Origin of the sequence: Streptomyces sp. NPDC051740 (assembly GCF_044453165.1) — a bacterium.
Lineage (GTDB): Bacteria > Actinomycetota > Actinomycetes > Streptomycetales > Streptomycetaceae > Streptomyces > Streptomyces atrovirens.
On the sequence record NZ_JBITCL010000001.1, the window covers coordinates 79,707 to 94,712 of the forward strand.

Annotated in this window: 13 protein-coding genes and 1 pseudogene; 11 read left to right on the forward strand and 3 right to left on the reverse strand. The window is 72.4% G+C overall.

Features of this window, described 5'->3' with window-relative positions:
* Positions 1-219: 219 nt before the first annotated feature.
* From ACIA6T_RS00410 to ACIA6T_RS00435, 6 genes and pseudogenes are all read left to right on the forward strand, one after another.
* Positions 220-645, forward strand: a complete 426-nt coding sequence (locus tag ACIA6T_RS00410) for an ATP-binding protein (RefSeq protein WP_399444362.1) — start codon at positions 220-222, stop codon at positions 643-645.
* A 27-nt stretch (positions 646-672) separates the two neighbouring features.
* Positions 673-921 (forward strand): annotated as a pseudogene (locus tag ACIA6T_RS00415) (hypothetical protein); the annotation flags it as partial.
* Positions 922-1,049: 128 nt separating this feature from the next.
* On the forward strand, positions 1,050-4,004 hold the full coding sequence (locus ACIA6T_RS00420; RefSeq protein WP_399444363.1) for a BTAD domain-containing putative transcriptional regulator: 2,955 nt from the start codon (positions 1,050-1,052) through the stop codon (positions 4,002-4,004).
* Complete coding sequence (locus ACIA6T_RS00425; RefSeq protein ID WP_399444364.1) at positions 4,001-4,831, forward strand: prepilin peptidase; 831 nt, start codon at positions 4,001-4,003, stop codon at positions 4,829-4,831. The genes ACIA6T_RS00420 and ACIA6T_RS00425 overlap by 4 nt, the downstream gene beginning before the upstream one ends.
* 69 nt (positions 4,832-4,900) lie before the next feature.
* The gene (gene mqnC, locus ACIA6T_RS00430) at positions 4,901-6,100 is read left to right on the forward strand and encodes a cyclic dehypoxanthinyl futalosine synthase (protein ID WP_399444365.1); all 1,200 of its coding nucleotides are present in this window, start codon (positions 4,901-4,903) and stop codon (positions 6,098-6,100) included.
* Between the two features lie 7 nt (positions 6,101-6,107).
* A complete protein-coding gene (locus ACIA6T_RS00435; RefSeq protein ID WP_399444367.1) occupies positions 6,108-6,707 on the forward strand; it encodes an imidazolonepropionase-like domain-containing protein in 600 nt (199 codons plus the stop codon).
* Positions 6,708-6,838: 131 nt separating this feature from the next.
* Here ACIA6T_RS00435 and ACIA6T_RS00440 read toward each other — a convergent pair whose 3' ends face one another.
* Positions 6,839-7,864, reverse strand: coding sequence for a chitinase (locus ACIA6T_RS00440; RefSeq protein ID WP_399444368.1), 1,026 nt, complete (start codon positions 7,862-7,864; stop codon positions 6,839-6,841).
* 187 nt (positions 7,865-8,051) lie between these two features.
* Here ACIA6T_RS00440 and ACIA6T_RS00445 point away from each other — a divergent pair, with 187 nt between their 5' ends.
* Genes ACIA6T_RS00445 through ACIA6T_RS00460 form a run of 4 tightly spaced genes read left to right on the forward strand, consistent with a single transcriptional unit; the run spans position 8,052 to position 12,593 of the window.
* Positions 8,052-8,423 (forward strand): hypothetical protein, encoded by a 372-nt coding sequence (locus ACIA6T_RS00445; protein ID WP_399444369.1) that lies wholly within the window; start codon positions 8,052-8,054, stop codon positions 8,421-8,423.
* Entirely contained in the window at positions 8,420-10,681 is a 2,262-nt protein-coding gene (locus ACIA6T_RS00450; protein WP_399444370.1) for a bifunctional polysaccharide deacetylase/glycosyltransferase family 2 protein, read from the forward strand. The genes ACIA6T_RS00445 and ACIA6T_RS00450 overlap by 4 nt, the downstream gene beginning before the upstream one ends.
* Entirely contained in the window at positions 10,681-11,901 is a 1,221-nt protein-coding gene (locus ACIA6T_RS00455; protein WP_399444371.1) for an acyltransferase, read from the forward strand. Before ACIA6T_RS00450 ends, ACIA6T_RS00455 begins: the two co-directional genes overlap by 1 nt.
* Complete coding sequence (locus ACIA6T_RS00460; protein WP_399444372.1) at positions 11,898-12,593, forward strand: demethylmenaquinone methyltransferase; 696 nt, start codon at positions 11,898-11,900, stop codon at positions 12,591-12,593. Before ACIA6T_RS00455 ends, ACIA6T_RS00460 begins: the two co-directional genes overlap by 4 nt.
* Here the strand turns inward: ACIA6T_RS00460 and ACIA6T_RS00465 are convergent.
* Positions 12,580-12,921 (reverse strand): PASTA domain-containing protein, encoded by a 342-nt coding sequence (locus tag ACIA6T_RS00465; RefSeq protein ID WP_399444373.1) that lies wholly within the window; start codon positions 12,919-12,921, stop codon positions 12,580-12,582. The two genes, ACIA6T_RS00460 and ACIA6T_RS00465, sit on opposite strands and share 14 nt — an antisense overlap.
* A gap of 119 nt (positions 12,922-13,040) precedes the next feature.
* Positions 13,041-13,547, reverse strand: a complete 507-nt coding sequence (locus tag ACIA6T_RS00470) for a GNAT family N-acetyltransferase (protein ID WP_399444374.1) — start codon at positions 13,545-13,547, stop codon at positions 13,041-13,043.
* A 98-nt stretch (positions 13,548-13,645) separates the two neighbouring features.
* Between ACIA6T_RS00470 and ACIA6T_RS00475 the strand changes: the two genes are divergently transcribed.
* Positions 13,646-14,929: a geranylgeranyl reductase family protein gene (locus ACIA6T_RS00475; RefSeq protein ID WP_399444375.1), complete on the forward strand. Its 1,284-nt coding sequence runs from the start codon at positions 13,646-13,648 to the stop codon at positions 14,927-14,929.
* The last annotated feature ends 77 nt before the right edge of the window (positions 14,930-15,006 follow it).

The window sequence follows — 15,006 nt, forward strand, 5'->3', positions numbered from 1 at the left end:
CAAATGCCTGGCCCACGTACCTCGTTCGAGGGTCAGGATACGGCAGGCGCTTGCGATTTCCTAAAGTTAGGAAATACCGTCGGTGATGCGACGCACACTCTGCGGCACTCGGGGTCCCGGAAGCGCACCGCTCCGCCATGCCATGGCGGACGCGGCGGAGCCACCGCCCGTTCGCTGCCGTCGACCAGCCATGTCCCACCCCCTGACAGGAGTCCACGCATGCCCGAACCAGGCGTCGAAGAGGCCGCCACTCCCTGGGAGTACACCCTGTCCGTCCCCAACGACCCACGTGCCGTGACCATCTGCCGCCGCACTCTCCGGTTGATCCTCACGATGCACGGCCTGATCGGCCTCGTCGACACCGCCGAACTGCTGGCGACGGAGCTGGTCGCCAACTCCGTACGGCACACGAAGGGGCCGGCGGCGCTGCGCGTGCGCTGGTCGGACGGTGTGCTGCGGATCGGCGCGTGGGACACGGACCCGGAACCGCCCGAGCCGCCGGGGCGCTGGGAGCAGCTCGCCGAGGCGGAGGAGGGGCGCGGACTGGCCCTGGTGCGGGCCTGCGCGGATCTGTGGGGCTGGCAGCCCCACGCGCGGGACGGCAGCCGGGGCAAATACGTGTGGTGTGACCTCGTCGCGGCCTGACGCGTTGATCACACGGACCAGGAAGGAGAACTGATGGCGGCGATCCACTACTTCTTCCGGCACCCGGTGGCGGAGCAGGTGCGCGAGGAGGGTCGGGAAGAGGGGCGGGTCGAGGATCGTGCCGCGATGACGCTGCGCATCCTGGAGTGGCGGGGAATCCCCGTGCCCGACGCCGTACGGGAGCGGGTTCAGGTCTGCGCCGACCTCGATCAGCTCGAGCTCTGGGCCCGGCGGGCCGTTCACGCCACCCGGGCCGAGGACCTGTTCAGCGGTTGATCGACCGGTCTGCCGGTGCCGTCGGGGAAGTCACGACGGGAGGAGGCCTTCGACTGCGGCCGTTCGAGTCAATAAGATCCCCGTAGGCTCAGCAGACCCTCCTCCCAGACGACTTCAGGACACCCGCCATGCCGCGACGCCGCAGTCCCAGCCCGTCCAGCTCGACGGCTCCGAGGAACCGGACACCGCAGCCGGTGCGGGTGCGACGGCGGTCGTTCGGGGACTTCGTCAAGGCGTTCCTCGCCTTCGTGGCGTTGCTCGTGCTGCTCGTCGGGGTGCCGCTCGCGTTGGCGACGCAGGCCGGCTGGCCGCTCCCGAAGACGTTCGAGCCGATGGAGTGGCTCAAGCAGGACGTCTCCGTCGAGACCTTCCTCTCCATCCTGACCTTCGTCGTCTGGCTCGCCTGGGCGCAGTTCACCGCGTGTGTGCTCGTCGAGATGAAGGCCGCGCTGTCGGGGGTCGGGGTGCCGGGACGGGTGCCCGGGGCCGGGCCCAGCCAGCTGCTCGCCCGTCAGCTCGTCGCCGCGCTGCTGCTCGTCGGCGCGACCGCCGCCAGCTTCGCTCCGGGGCTGGGCCAGCTCGGGCAGGGCCCCGACGACAACCAGCGGCCCGCCGTGGCCGCCGCCGCCCAGCAGACCCCCGGCCTCTTCGCCCAGCAGCAGGAGCAGGCGGCCGGTGCCGCCGCCGCGCTCGCCGAGCAGGCGTCGCACGCCGAAGCGGCGGCGGGCAGTACCGCCAAGCAGCAGGGGGACACGAAGTTCTACCGGATCCAGCCGCCCGAGGGGCGTCACCACGACTCCCTCTGGGAGATCTCCGAGCGGCACCTCGGTGACGGGCGCCGGTACAAGGAGATCTTCGAGCTCAACAAGGACCGTACCCAGCCCGACGGTTCCAAGCTGTCCGAGGCCAGTCTGATCCGGCCCGGCTGGATCATGGAGATGCCCGGCGACGCGCGCGGCGGCGACCTCGTCGAGATGCCGGACGAGGCACCCGAGGTATCGCCCGAGGTGCGGCAGCAGATCCGTGACTACGACAGGACCGGGGAGCACGCGCAGGGCGGTGGTGGTAGCGGCAGCGGCAGCGGTGCCGCTCATGTCTCCGTTCCCGAGCAGCGGCCCGCTCCCGCTCCCGCGAACGACAACGCCGGTCACCGGCAGCCCGCCCGGCAGCACGCCACCCCCGCCCACGACTCCTCCTCCTTCGGCCTCCCCGAAGCCCTCCTCGCCGCGCCCCTCCTCGCCGCCGGTCTCCTCGGCGCGCTCGGGCACCGGCGGCGGCAGGCGCTGTGGCAGTCGGCGTTCGGCGGTATCGGCGGGCGGCGCGGGATGGAGCCGCCCACGCCGACCGGGGACGCCCAGGACGTCCAGGACGCGCTGCTGGTCGGCGCCGACCCCGAAGGCGTACGGCTGCTCGACCGGTCGCTGCGCGGGCTCGCCGCGTCCCTCGCCGCCGAGTCCCGCCCGCTGCCCACCGTCTACGCGGCCTGGCTCAGCAACGGCGACCTGCACCTCCAGCTCGCCCAGCCGTCCGGGAAGCCGCCGGCGCCCTGGCAGCACGGGCAGGACCAGACGTTCTGGACGCTCGCCAAGGACGACGCCGTACGGTACGAGGACGTCGACACCGCCGCTCCCTACCCGGGCCTCGTCAGCCTCGGCACCATGGACGACTCGCGGCTGCTGCTCAACCTGGAGTCCGTCCCCGGCATCGTCTCGCTGAGCGGCGGCGAGGCCGACCGGGCCGCCGTGTTCGCCTCCGTCGCCGCCGAGCTGGCCACCAACGGCTGGTCGGACCGGATGACCATCACCCTCGTCGGATTCGGCGAGGAGCTGACCCCGCTCGCGCCCAACCGGCTGCGTCACCTCGACGGCATCGAGGCGCTGATCGAGACCATGGAGGCCGAGACGCGGCAGCGGCGGGGGGCGCTCGGCGCCGCCGGGCACGATTCCGTGCTCACCGGGCGCACCGGCCCGGCCCAGCACACCCGTTGGGCCCCGCACCTCGTGCTGCTCGCCGCCGAGCCGTCCGCCGAGGACGCCGTCACGCTCGCCGAACTCGCCGCCGACGCGAGCCGCCTCGGCATCGGTTACCTCGTCGGCACCGGCAGCGGCGATCTGCCGGGCGCCGCCTGGGAGATGGAGATCACCGGCGAGGGCAGGCTGCTCGCCCCCCTCCTCGGCCTCGAACTCGACGCCCAGCTCCTGCCCGCCGCCCAACAGCGCGCGGTGGTCGAGCTGTTCACCGACGCCGACCCCGAGCACGGACCGGACGGGCCGGGCGACACCCCGCCGTTCCTCGTCGACATCAGCGAGCAGGGGCGGCCCGCCGTCTACGCGCGCCTGGTCGGACCGTACGAGATCATCGGCCTGGACGCCCCGGACGGCGAGCGCAGCGCCCTGCTGCACGAGGCGCTCGCGCTGCTGCTCCTGCACCGCGAGGGAGTCCACCCGCGCGTGCTGTCGTCCGCGCTGTGGCCGCGCGGGGTCACCGACGACGTGCGCGAGGCGCTGATCGAGCGGCTGCGCGCCTGGCTCGGCACCGACCCCGACGGCACCCCCCGCCTCGGCACGGACTCCACCGGACGGCTCACCCTCGCCAAGTCCGTCGTCTCCGACCTGGACGTGCTGCGGTCGCTGTACCACGAGGCCACCCAGGGCAAGGGCGTCGACAGCCGGGCCGTACGCGGCCGGCTGCTCACCGACGCGCTGGTGCTGGTGCGCGGGCCGCTGCTCGCCGACCGGCCCGAGGGCCGCTACCGCTGGCTCACCCACGAGATCGTCGACGCCCAGCTCCCGCTGCTCGTCGCGGACACCGGACTCGCGCTCTCCGAGTTCCACCTGGAGAAGAACCGCGCGGAGAAGGCCATCGAGGCGCTGAACGCCTCGCTGCGCACCGCCCCGGCCGACGAGCGGCTGTGGAACGAGCTGCTGCGCGCCACCCACGCCCTCGACGCCCCCGAGCGGCTCGCCGCCCTCGCCGCCGACCTCGTCGGCCGCGCCGGCGCCCGCGGGCTGCCGCCGCGCACCGAGGCGCTGCTCGACGAACTGCTGCCGACCTGGCGCGACACGGTCGCGGCGGCGGGATGAGCGACCACCTGAGCGAGCATCTCAGCGCCTACCTGGACGTCTGGCTGATCGCCGCCGCCGCGCTGTGGGGCGCGGCGGCCGGCGCGGTGCTGCCCCGCGCGGCCTACCGGTTCTCCGCGCCGGCCGGCGAGGCGTGGCGCACCGAGTGCCCCGGCGGGCACCCGGTCCGCGGCTGGCTCGGACGAGCCCGCTGCGGGGAGTGCGCCCCGCCGGGGACCGTGACCGGGCCGACGTACGACGCCACCACCGGCACCAAGTACCACCGGGCGCCGCCGGGGGTTCGCTACGGACCGGGCCGCCCGGTACTCGCCGTGGTGACCGCCCTGGTCTGCGCCGCCCTCGCCGCCGCCACCGGCACCCGGCCCGAGCTGTCCGTCTGGCTGCTGCTCGCGCCCGTCGGGGTGCTGCTGGCGGTGGTCGACTTCCGGGTGCAGCGGCTCCCCGACCCGCTCACCCTCCCCCTCGCCGGAGCCGCCCCCGCCCTGCTCGGCCTCGCCGCCCTCGCCCCCGAGCACGCGGGGGAGTGGACCACCGCCCTGCTGGGCGCGCTCGCGCTGGGCGCCGGCTACTTCGTGCTGTTCCTCATCAACCCGGGCGGCATGGGCTTCGGCGACGTCAAGCTCGCGCTCGGCGCGGGCGCCGTCCTCGGCTGGTACGGCTGGCCGACCGTGATGCTCGGCACCCTCGCCGGGTTCGTGTTCGGGGCGCTGTACGGGGGTGCCCTCGTCGTCGCCCGGAAGGCGGGACGCAAGACGGCGATCCCGTTCGGTCCCTTCCTGATCAGCGGGGCCTTCGCGGGGCTGCTGATCGGCGCGTACGCGGCCTGACGTCAACCGGTACGACCGGCTGACGTACGCTGGATCGGTCCGTCCACACCTTTCGCGAAAGGGACACCGGTGACCGAGAAGGCCGACCTTCAGCCCATCCTCGACCGTGCCGCCGCCGGTGGGCGGATCACCCCCGAAGAGGCCCTCGACCTCTACCGCGACGCCCCGCTGCACGCGCTGGGCGCCGCCGCCGACGCCGTGCGCAGGCGCCGGTACGCCGGTACGGAGCACATCGCGACGTACATCATCGAGCGGAACATCAACTACACGAACGTGTGCGTCACGGCGTGCAAGTTCTGCGCCTTCTACGCGGCCCCCAAGGACACCGCCAAGGGCTGGACCCGCGACCTCGACGACATCCTGCGGCGCTGCGCCGAGACCGTCGAGCTCGGCGGCACGCAGATCATGTTCCAGGGCGGCCACCACCCGGACTACGGCGTCGAGTACTACGAGAAGCACTTCGCCGCCATCAAGAGGGAGTTCCCGCAGCTCGTCATCCACAGCCTGGGGGCGAGCGAGGTCGAGCACATGGCGCGGATCAGCAAGGTGAGCGTCGACGAGGCGATCACCCGGATCCACGCGGCCGGGCTCGACTCCTTCGCCGGCGCGGGCGCCGAACTGCTCCCCGCCCGTCCCCGCAAGGCCATCGCGCCGCTCAAGGAGTCCGGCGAGCGCTGGCTGGAGATCATGGAGATCGCGCACAACCTCGGCGTCGAGTCCACGTCCACCATGCTCATGGGGACCGGCGAGACCAACGCCGAGCGGATCGAGCACCTGCGGATGATCCGTGACGTACAGGACCGCACGGGCGGCTTCCGCGCGTTCATCCCGTACACCTACCAGCCCGAGAACAACCACCTGAAGGGCCGCACCCAGGCCACGCTCTTCGAGTACCTGCGGATGATCGCCATCGCCCGCGTCTTCCTCGACAACGTGGCCCACATCCAGGGTTCCTGGCTGACCACCGGCAAGGAGGTCGGCCAGCTCTCCCTGCACTACGGCGCGGACGACCTCGGCTCCATCATGCTGGAGGAGAACGTCGTCTCCTCCGCCGGCGCCAGGCACCGTTCCAACCGGATGGAGATCATCGACCTGATCCGCAAGGCGGGGCGGGTCCCGGCCCAGCGGTCGACGACGTACGAGCACCTCGTCGTCCACGACGACCCGGCGAACGACCCCGTCGACGAGCGCGTGGTCTCCCACATCTCCTCCACCGCCATCGAGGGCGGCACGGCCCACCCGGAGCTGAAGCTCCTGTCCGCCAACTGACGCCCCCGTGCTGACCCTTCACACCGCCGACGCCTCGCCCGGGACCGCCGTCGTGGTCGACGGCGCGCACATCGCCGCCGTCGGCCCGTACGAACGGCTCGCCGCCGGTCATCCGGGCGCCCGGCTGCGGCGGTGGCCCGGCATCCTGACGCCCGGTCTGCTCAACCCCTACGGTCCGGAACTGCTGGAGCAGGCGTACCACCCCGACCCGCGCGAGGCGGACCGGCTCGGTACCGAGCCGGTGTTCGGGGAGCGCGCGCGGGCACTCCTGGCCGCCGGACCGTCCGCGCGGGGCGCCAGCGCACGCCGCGGAGTACAGCGCATGCTGGCGCACGGAACGGTCGCGGTCGCCGGTGAGCTGCGCGGCCGCGAGGCCCTGGACGCGGTGCGCAGGGCAGGGCTCGCCCTGGCGGGGCGTCCGGCCGCACTGCCCGGGCCCGCGGCGCTCTCCCCGGTTCCTCTCGTGCTGCTGCCGGGTCTCGGCGCCGGGAGACCCGCGCGGTTCGCGGTGTTCGACGTGCCCGACCGGGACGCCCTCGTGCGGGACGGCGCGTCCACGTGCGTGGCCACCGTCGTGGGCGGCCGGCTGGTGTACCGGCGGCGCTGACCCGTGGTGGTGCCGGCTCGTGGTGGTGCCGGCTCGTGGTGGTGCCGGCTCGTGGTGGTGCCGGCTCGTGGTGGTGCCGGCTCGTGGTGGTGCCGGCCCGTGGTGGTGCCGGCCCGTGGTGGCGTCGGCCCTCACCCCGCGAACGCCTCCCCGAACGCCCCGTCCTCCTGCTCCACCCCGCTGCAGTTCGTCAACGCGTCATCCGCGGAGGCGTCCTCCCCGCACTCCGTGTCCCGGAACGTCGACCACATCGACACCCACGCGATCCCCTTCTCCTCCGCGAACGCCCGCACCTCCGCCGCGTCCGCGAGCGTGAACGTCTCCCCCTCCACGTCGTTGACGCCGAGCATCGAGGTGAGCGCCATGCCCCGCCAGGCATCGGCCTCCGACAGCCCGAAGACCTCCTGGAGCTGGGCGTTCGCCGCCTCGGCGGAGGTGAGGGCGTACTCGCCCATGTCACCGTCGTAGGACTCGCCGTAGTTCATCGTCATGAGGTTGACGGTGGAGACCTGGGCGCCGTGGTTGTTCGCGGACGCCAGCAGGGCCAGCCCGTCCTCGTCGAGCCCGGACGGCATGACCGGGAGCGTGAACGTGACCTCCAGGTCCGTACGTTCCTCCTGGAGCAGCGCGATCGCCTCCGAACGCAGGTCCACGGAGGCGGAGTCGGTGAGTTCGTCGCCCTCGATGTCGAAGTCGGCGCGGGTGGCGCCGGCCGCGTCCAGCGCGGCGCCGTACGCCTCCGCCAGCTCCGCCGCGGTGTCGCAGGTGGCCGCCAGTTCGTCCCCGGAGGCGCCGCCGAAGGAGACCCGGACGTCGGCGCCGGACCCGGTGAGCCCCGCGATCCGGGACGTCACGCTCTCGTCGTCGATGTCCTGGGTGCCGTTCCAGTACGGGGTGCAGCCGCTGCCGGAGGAGATCACGAACGCCAGGTTGTACGTCGTGGGGGAGCCCGCCGAGTCGGTGTCGGAGGCCGCCGAGGCACTGACGTACGGGGCGTACGCGGTGACCGGCGCGGACGACGACGAGGCCGAGGGGGCGGGATCCGCCGGGGCCGCGTCCGTCGTGGTGTCCCCGGCGGAGCAGCCGGCGGTGGCCGCGACCAGGGCCAGGGCCGGGAGGAGGGCGAGCCCGGCAACGGACTTCAGTGGACCGCGCATCGTGCTCGTTCCATTCGTGAGACGTCGGGTGGACGGCCAACGTGGCACACGGGTCTGTGTGCTTTCTGAGGATGTACGCCCGGTTCCCGGATGATTCTCAGGGGACGGAGAGGTTCGCGGCCTTCCCACGGGAGACTCACAGGGAACGCCAGGTTTTCCCTACACAACGGCCTCTACCGTCCGGGCCATGCATTCCGATCCCGCCACCGAAAGCCGCGCCGCCGCGCGCGGCCGTCGCCGCAAACGCCCTGACGGGCCCGGCGAAGGACCCGTCTTCGTCGACTCCTCCGGACGCCGGGCCAGGCTGCTGCGCCGGATCGGTCTCCTCCTGGGGACCGTGTGCGCCGGATACGCGGTCGTGCTGGGTATGGCCTTCATGGGCATCGGCACCTCGGTCACGCCGGCCTCGCTGCTGCCGTTCGGGGTCGGACAGGGACAGGCCGGTCCCGGTGGCGGCGCGGGTCCGCAGGGCGGGACGGCCCCGACCGGCGCACCGCCGTCCCCGCCGGCCGGCACCCCGGGCGCCACCACCGTACCCACCCCCTCGACGACGTCATGACCGCCGCGCCCCCCGCGCGCGGCCGGCGCCGCGCCCCCACCCGTATCGAGCGCGCCGCCGGGCGGGCCGCCGCGCTGCACCGGCCGCGGGTCCTCCTCGCGCTGCTGCTCCTGCTCGCCCTGACCTGTGTGATGCTGCTCGACGGCTATCTGCGGGCCGAGGTCGGCGACGACCAGCGGGTCCGCACCGGGGCCTCGTCCTCCGAGGTGCCCGACGAGGTCCTCGACGGCGGCCCGATCCTCAGCTTCCCCGGCGGGCAGGCCGAGACCACCTCCGTCCCGGACAAGACGATCGTGCTCACCTTCGACGACGGACCGGACCCCACCTGGACACCGAAGGTCATGGAGGTCCTGGAGGAGTACGACGTACCCGGCACGTTCTTCGTGGTCGGCTCGATGGTGTCGCGCCACCCCGACATCGTGAGGGACCTGGTCGACCAGGGCAACGAGATCGGCGTCCACACCTTCACCCACGTCGACCTGTCGTACCAGAGCTCCGCCCGCGTCACCCGCGAGATGGAGCAGACCCAGCTCGCGCTCGCGGGCGCGGCCGGGATCACCTCCACGCTGTTCCGGGCGCCGTACTCCTCCAAGCCGGACGCCATCGACAACTACAGCTGGCAGGTCTACCAACAGCTCGGCGAGGAGGGGTACACCAGCGTCTTCATCGACACCGACAGCGAGGACTGGAAGGAACCGGGCGTCGCGAAGATCGTCGAAGGGGCCACCCCGGAGGACGGGGAGGGCACCTCGGTGCTCTTCCACGACTCCGGCGGCGATCGCACGCAGACCGTCGAGGCGCTGGCGGAGTACATCGAGAACATGCAGGCGGAGGGCTACACCTTCACCACCGTCAGCGGTGCCCTGGCCGAGCAGCGGCAACAGCAGCAGCCCGCCGGGGCCGACGGGTCCGGAGCGGGCGGGCCCGCCGCCGGCGCTCCGTCCGGCACCGGCAACCAGCTCCAGGCCTCCCACCGCACCGCCACCGGCACGACCCTCTACGAGGGCAAGGCGCTCATCGCGGCCGTCACCGTCGCCGAGTGGACGGTGCCCGCGCTCTCGGCCGGCCTGGTGATCGTGGGCGTGGCCGTCATGGGGCGGTTCGGTCTGATGCTCGTCCTCGCCCGGCGCCACCACCGGCAGCGCAACAGACGCCGCTTCAGCTGGGGGCCGCCCGTGACCCGGCCGGTCAGCGTGATCGTCCCGGCGTACAACGAGAAGGAGTGCATCGAGAACACCCTGCGGTCGCTGGCCGGGAGCACCCATCCGATCGAGATCGTCGTCGTCGACGACGGCTCCACGGACGGCACGGCGGAGCTCGCCGAGGGACTCGGACTGCCCAACGTCCGGGTGATCCGGCAGGAGAACGCGGGCAAGCCGGCCGCCCTGAACAACGGCATCCGCAGCGCCCGGCACGACATCGTCGTGATGATGGACGGCGACACCGTCTTCGAACCGGACACCGTGGGCCGTCTGGTGCAGGCCTTCGCCGACCCGTCGGTGGGCGCCGTCGCGGGCAACGCCAAGGTCGGCAACCGCTCCACGCTCATCGGGGCCTGGCAGCACATCGAGTACGTGATGGGCTTCAACCTCGACCGGCGCATGTACGACCTGCTGCGCTGCATGCCGACCATCCCCGGCGCGATCGGCGCGTTCCGCCGCGAGGCGGTCCTCCAGGTGGGCGGGATGAGCGAGGACACCCTCGCCGAGGACACCGACATCACCATCGCGCTGCACCGCGAGGGGTGGCGGGTCGTCTACGAGGAGCACGCCCGCGCGTGGACCGAGGCCCCCCGGTCGCTGCGGCAGCTGTGGTCGCAGCGCTACCGCTGGTCGTACGGCACCATGCAGGCGCTGTGGAAGCACCGCAAGTCCCTCACCGACAAGGGTCCTTCGGGACGGTTCGGGCGGGTCGGCATGCCGCTGGTGGTGCTCTTCCAGATCGTCACGCCGGTCTTCGCGCCGCTCATCGACGTGTTCACCGTGTACTCGATGATCTTCGTCGACTTCCGGGCGGCCCTGCTGGCCTGGATCGCCGTCCTGGCCGTGCAGCTGGTGTGCGCGGCGTACGCCTTCCGGCTCGACCGGGAGAAGTACCGGTACCTGCTGATGATGCCGCTGCAGCAGTTCGCGTACCGGCAGATGATGTACCTCGTCCTCATCCACTCCTGTGTCACCGCCCTGACCGGCGGCCGGCTGCGCTGGCAGAAACTGAAGCGGACGGGTGAGGTCGGGATGCCGTCGGGGACGGGCGGCTGATGGGGGCGCACAGCAGGGGGGCCGCACGGGACACACGGGCCGCACGGGCCGGCCGCCCGGAACCGGCGGCCCCGGCCGGCCCGGCGACCGGCCCGTCGTCCCCGGCCGCCCCGTCGTCCCCGGCCGGCCCGTCGTCCCCGGCCGGCCCGTCGTCCCCGGCCGGCCCGTCGTCCCCGGCCGGCCGCGACGGGTACTTCGACCTCCTGCGCGCGGTGGCCCTCGTCCGGGTCGTGACGTACCACACCTTCGGCTGGGCCTGGGCGGGGATGGTCTTCCCGTCGATGGGGGTGATGTTCGGGCTGGCCGGCACCCTGATGGCCAGGTCGCTGCGGCGCCCCGCGCTCACGGTGGTCCGGGGCCGGGTCCGCCGCCTGCTGCCGCCGTTCTGGTTCTGGGGCTTCTTCGTGGTCACCGCGATGCTGGTGCACGGCTGGGTGCCGGGGTGGCAGATCGTGTACTGGATCGTGCCGCTCGGCGACCCGCCGGGCAGCGCCCGGGCGGAGCAGGCCTGGGAGATCGTCTGGTACCTGCGGACGTACCTGTGGTTCGTGCTGCTCTCCCCGCTGCTGCTGCGGGTGTTCCGGCTGTCGCCGGTCGTGGTGCTGGTGCTGTCGCTCGTCCCGGTCGTCGTCCTCACGTACGTGTGGCAGCCGCCGGAGGGGCGGCTCGGCAGCGCCCTCACCGACCTCGCGACGTTCCTGTTCTGCTGGCTCCTCGGCTTCGCCCACCACGAGGGGGTGCTCCGGCGGCTGCGCCCCCTCGCCGTCGCCGTGGCGTCGCTCGCCGCGCTCGCGTACGGCGGCTGGTACGCCCTCACCCACCAGTCCGCGTACGGCGGCACCTACGACCTGGACGACAACCCGCTCGCGCAGGCCTTCTGGTCGGCCGGATTCGTGACGCTGCTGATGTACGCCAAGGAGTACGCGGGCCTCGTGGGACCGTCCCGCTCCCGGCTGGTCACCGTGTTCAACGCGCGCGCCGTGACGATCTACCTCTGGCACGAACTGGCGCTGATCCTGGCCGTGCCGCTGATCGACCGGTTCTGGGAGGTGCCCGCGTTCGAGAAGTATCTGCCGCTGGAGAGCCAGTGGTTCATGTTCGGCGTCGGCTGGGTCCTGATCGGGGGCTTCGTGCTCGCGTGCGGCTGGGTCGAGGACGTCGCCGCGCGCCGGAAGCCGACGCTCCTGCCGGGCGGGCGGGCTGCAAGAATGGGCGCGTGACCCGCGCATCCCTGGAAAAGCAGCCGCACGAAGTCGCCTCGATGTTCGACGACGTCGCGGAACGATACGACCTGACGAACGACGTGCTCTCCCTCGGCCAGGACCGGCGATGGCGCAAGGAGGTCGCGAAGGCCGTCGACGCCCGGCCCGCGCAGAAGATCCTGGACCTGGCGGCCGGCACGGGCACCTCGTCGATGCCCTTCGCCCGCGCCGGCGCCTACGTCGTGCCCTGCGACTTCTCGCAGGGCATGCTCCGGGTCGGCAAGCGGAACAACGCCTGGCTGCCGTACACGGCCGGCGACGCGACCCGGCTGCCCTTCAAGGACGACGTCTTCGACGCCGTCACCATCTCCTTCGGGCTGCGCAACGTGCAGGACACGGACGCGGCGCTGCGCGAGATGCACCGGGTGACCCGGCCCGGCGGGCGGATCGTCATCTGCGAGTTCTCGCAGCCGACGTGGGCGCCGTTCCGCACCGTCTACACCGAGTACCTGATGCGCGCGCTGCCGCCGGTCGCCCGGTCGGTGTCGTCCAACCCGGACGCGTACGTCTATCTCGCCGAGTCCATCCGCGCCTGGCCCGACCAGCCCGCACTGGCCGGACGGCTGCAGGGCGCCGGCTGGTCGAAGGTGGCGTGGCGCGACCTCACGGGCGGGGTGGTGGCGCTGCACCGGGGGTTCAAGGAGAGCTGAGCAGCACCGCGTGGGGCAGGGCGGGCTCCTCCAGTTCCCGCTGGAGCCCGCCCGTCGGCGGCACCGGCCCGCGCGGCTCGCGCACCCCTCCGCAGCCCTCGCCCTCACCGAAGTCGAACCACACGTGGACCACGGAGTCCCGCGGCACCTCCGTGCCGGGCTGCGGATACTGGCGTACGACGTAGTCGACGACGGCGAGCCGGAAGTCCGGCCGGTCCGGGGCGTGCACGGACAGGCCCCGGGCCCGGGCCGACTCGCGCGCGTCCACGGCCATCAGTCCGACCAGGCGCGGCACGCGCACTTCGGGCGTCGGTGTCCTGGGTGTCATACGCACGGACGTCACCCCCAAGCGGTACCGGCAGAGTAGACCCGGTGCCGGGCCCGCCGGAAGCACCAAGTGGCTTTCCGTGACAATTGATTACCCAGAGTGATGACCGGGTGTCGGGGTCACAGGTCCAGCCGGTAGCAGTGGGCCTCCCGCGGGTCGGACGGGATCGTGAACGTCTCGGCGAGGCGCATCCCGAGCCGCCGGGTGACCGCTATGGAACGGGAGTTGCGGGCGTCCACCATCGCCACCACGCCCGTCAGGCCCGCCGCCGTCACCCGCTCCAGCGTCTGCCGGGCCGCCGCGGTGACGTACCCCTTGCCCCAGTGCTCCCGCGCGAGCCGCCAGCCGATCTCGATCTCGCCCGCCGGGCCCCAGTCGCGTTCCCACGGCTGGGCGCCGGTGAAGCCGATGACCCGGCCGGACCCGTCGAGCATGGTCCACAGGCAGAAGCCGAGCTGGGCGTCGTGCCGGCGCTGGCGGGCGGTGAGCTCCTCGTAGACCGACAGCTCCGCCGACGCGCCGCCGTGGAACTCCATGACGTCCGGGTCGTCGAAGATCCGGTGCCAGACGAAGGCGTCCTCGTGGGTGGGGACGCGCAGCCGTACGACGGGGAGAGCTCGGTTCACGGGGGCAGCCCTTCAGCCGGGTGATCACTCGTGCTGAATAGACTGCCTGTGTCCAGTGCCGGTCGGCACGCAGATTTCGAACTTGGGGAGATCCCGCCGTGACCGAGCCCCTCTCCGACAACACCGCCGATGTGATCGTCGTGGGCGCGGGGCCAGCCGGCTCCACCACCGCGTACCACCTGGCCCGGTCCGGACTCGACGTGCTCCTGCTGGAGAAGACCGAGTTCCCGCGGGAGAAGGTCTGCGGCGACGGCCTCACCCCGCGCGCCACGAAGCAGCTCGTCGCCATGGGCATCGACATCTCCGAGGAGGCCGGCTGGCTGCGCAACAAGGGCCTGCGCATCATCGGCGGCGGGGTCCGCCTCCAGCTCGACTGGCCGGAACTCGCCTCCTTCCCCGACTACGGCCTGGTCCGCAAGCGCGACGACTTCGACGAGCAGCTCGCCCGGCAGGCCCAGAAGGCGGGCGCCCGGCTGTACGAGCGCTGCAACGTGAGCGGCCCGATCGTCGACGACCGCACCGGGCGCATCACCGGTGTGAAGGCCAGGCTCGGCGAGGAGAAGAGGGAAGTCACCTTCCACGCCCCGCTGGTCGTGGCCGCCGACGGCAACTCCACCCGGCTGTCCCTGGCGATGGGCCTGCACCGCCGTGAGGACCGTCCGATGGGCGTCGCGGTCCGTACGTACTTCACCTCGCCGCGCCACGACGACGACTACCTGGAGTCCTGGCTGGAGCTGTGGGACCGCCGCGGTCCGCAGGACCGGCTGCTGCCCGGCTACGGCTGGATCTTCGGCATGGGCGACGGGACGAGCAACGTCGGTCTCGGCGTGCTCAACACCTCCGACTCCTTCAAGGAGCTGGACTGGCGCGAGGTCCTCAAGGCCTGGTGCGCCTCGATGCCGGAGGACTGGGGCTACACCCCGGACAACATGACCGGCCCGATCCGCGGTGCCGCGCTCCCCATGGCCTTCAACCGCCAGCCGCACTACACGCGCGGCCTGCTGCTGGTCGGCGACGCGGGCGGACTGGTGAACCCCTTCAACGGCGAGGGCATCGCCTACGCCATGGAGTCCGGGCAGATCGCCGCCGACGTGATCGTCCAAGCCCACGCGCGGGCCACCCCGGCCCAGCGGGAGATCGCGCTCCAGCGCTATCCGCGCGTGCTGAAGGACACCTACGGCGGCTACTACACGCTCGGCCGGGCCTTCGTGAAGCTCATCGGCAACCCGAAGATCATGCAGATCGCCGCCCAGCGCGGACTGACCCACCCGATGCTGATGAAGTTCACCCTGAAGCTGCTCGCCAACCTGACCGACCCGACGGGCGGCGACGCGATGGACCGCATCATCAACGGCCTGAGCAAGGTGGCGCCGAAGGCGTGACCGGTCCGGGGGTTCTGACGGGTCGTCCGATCGTGATCATCGCGTAATACGCCGGTGGACAACTGATCGGCCGCGGC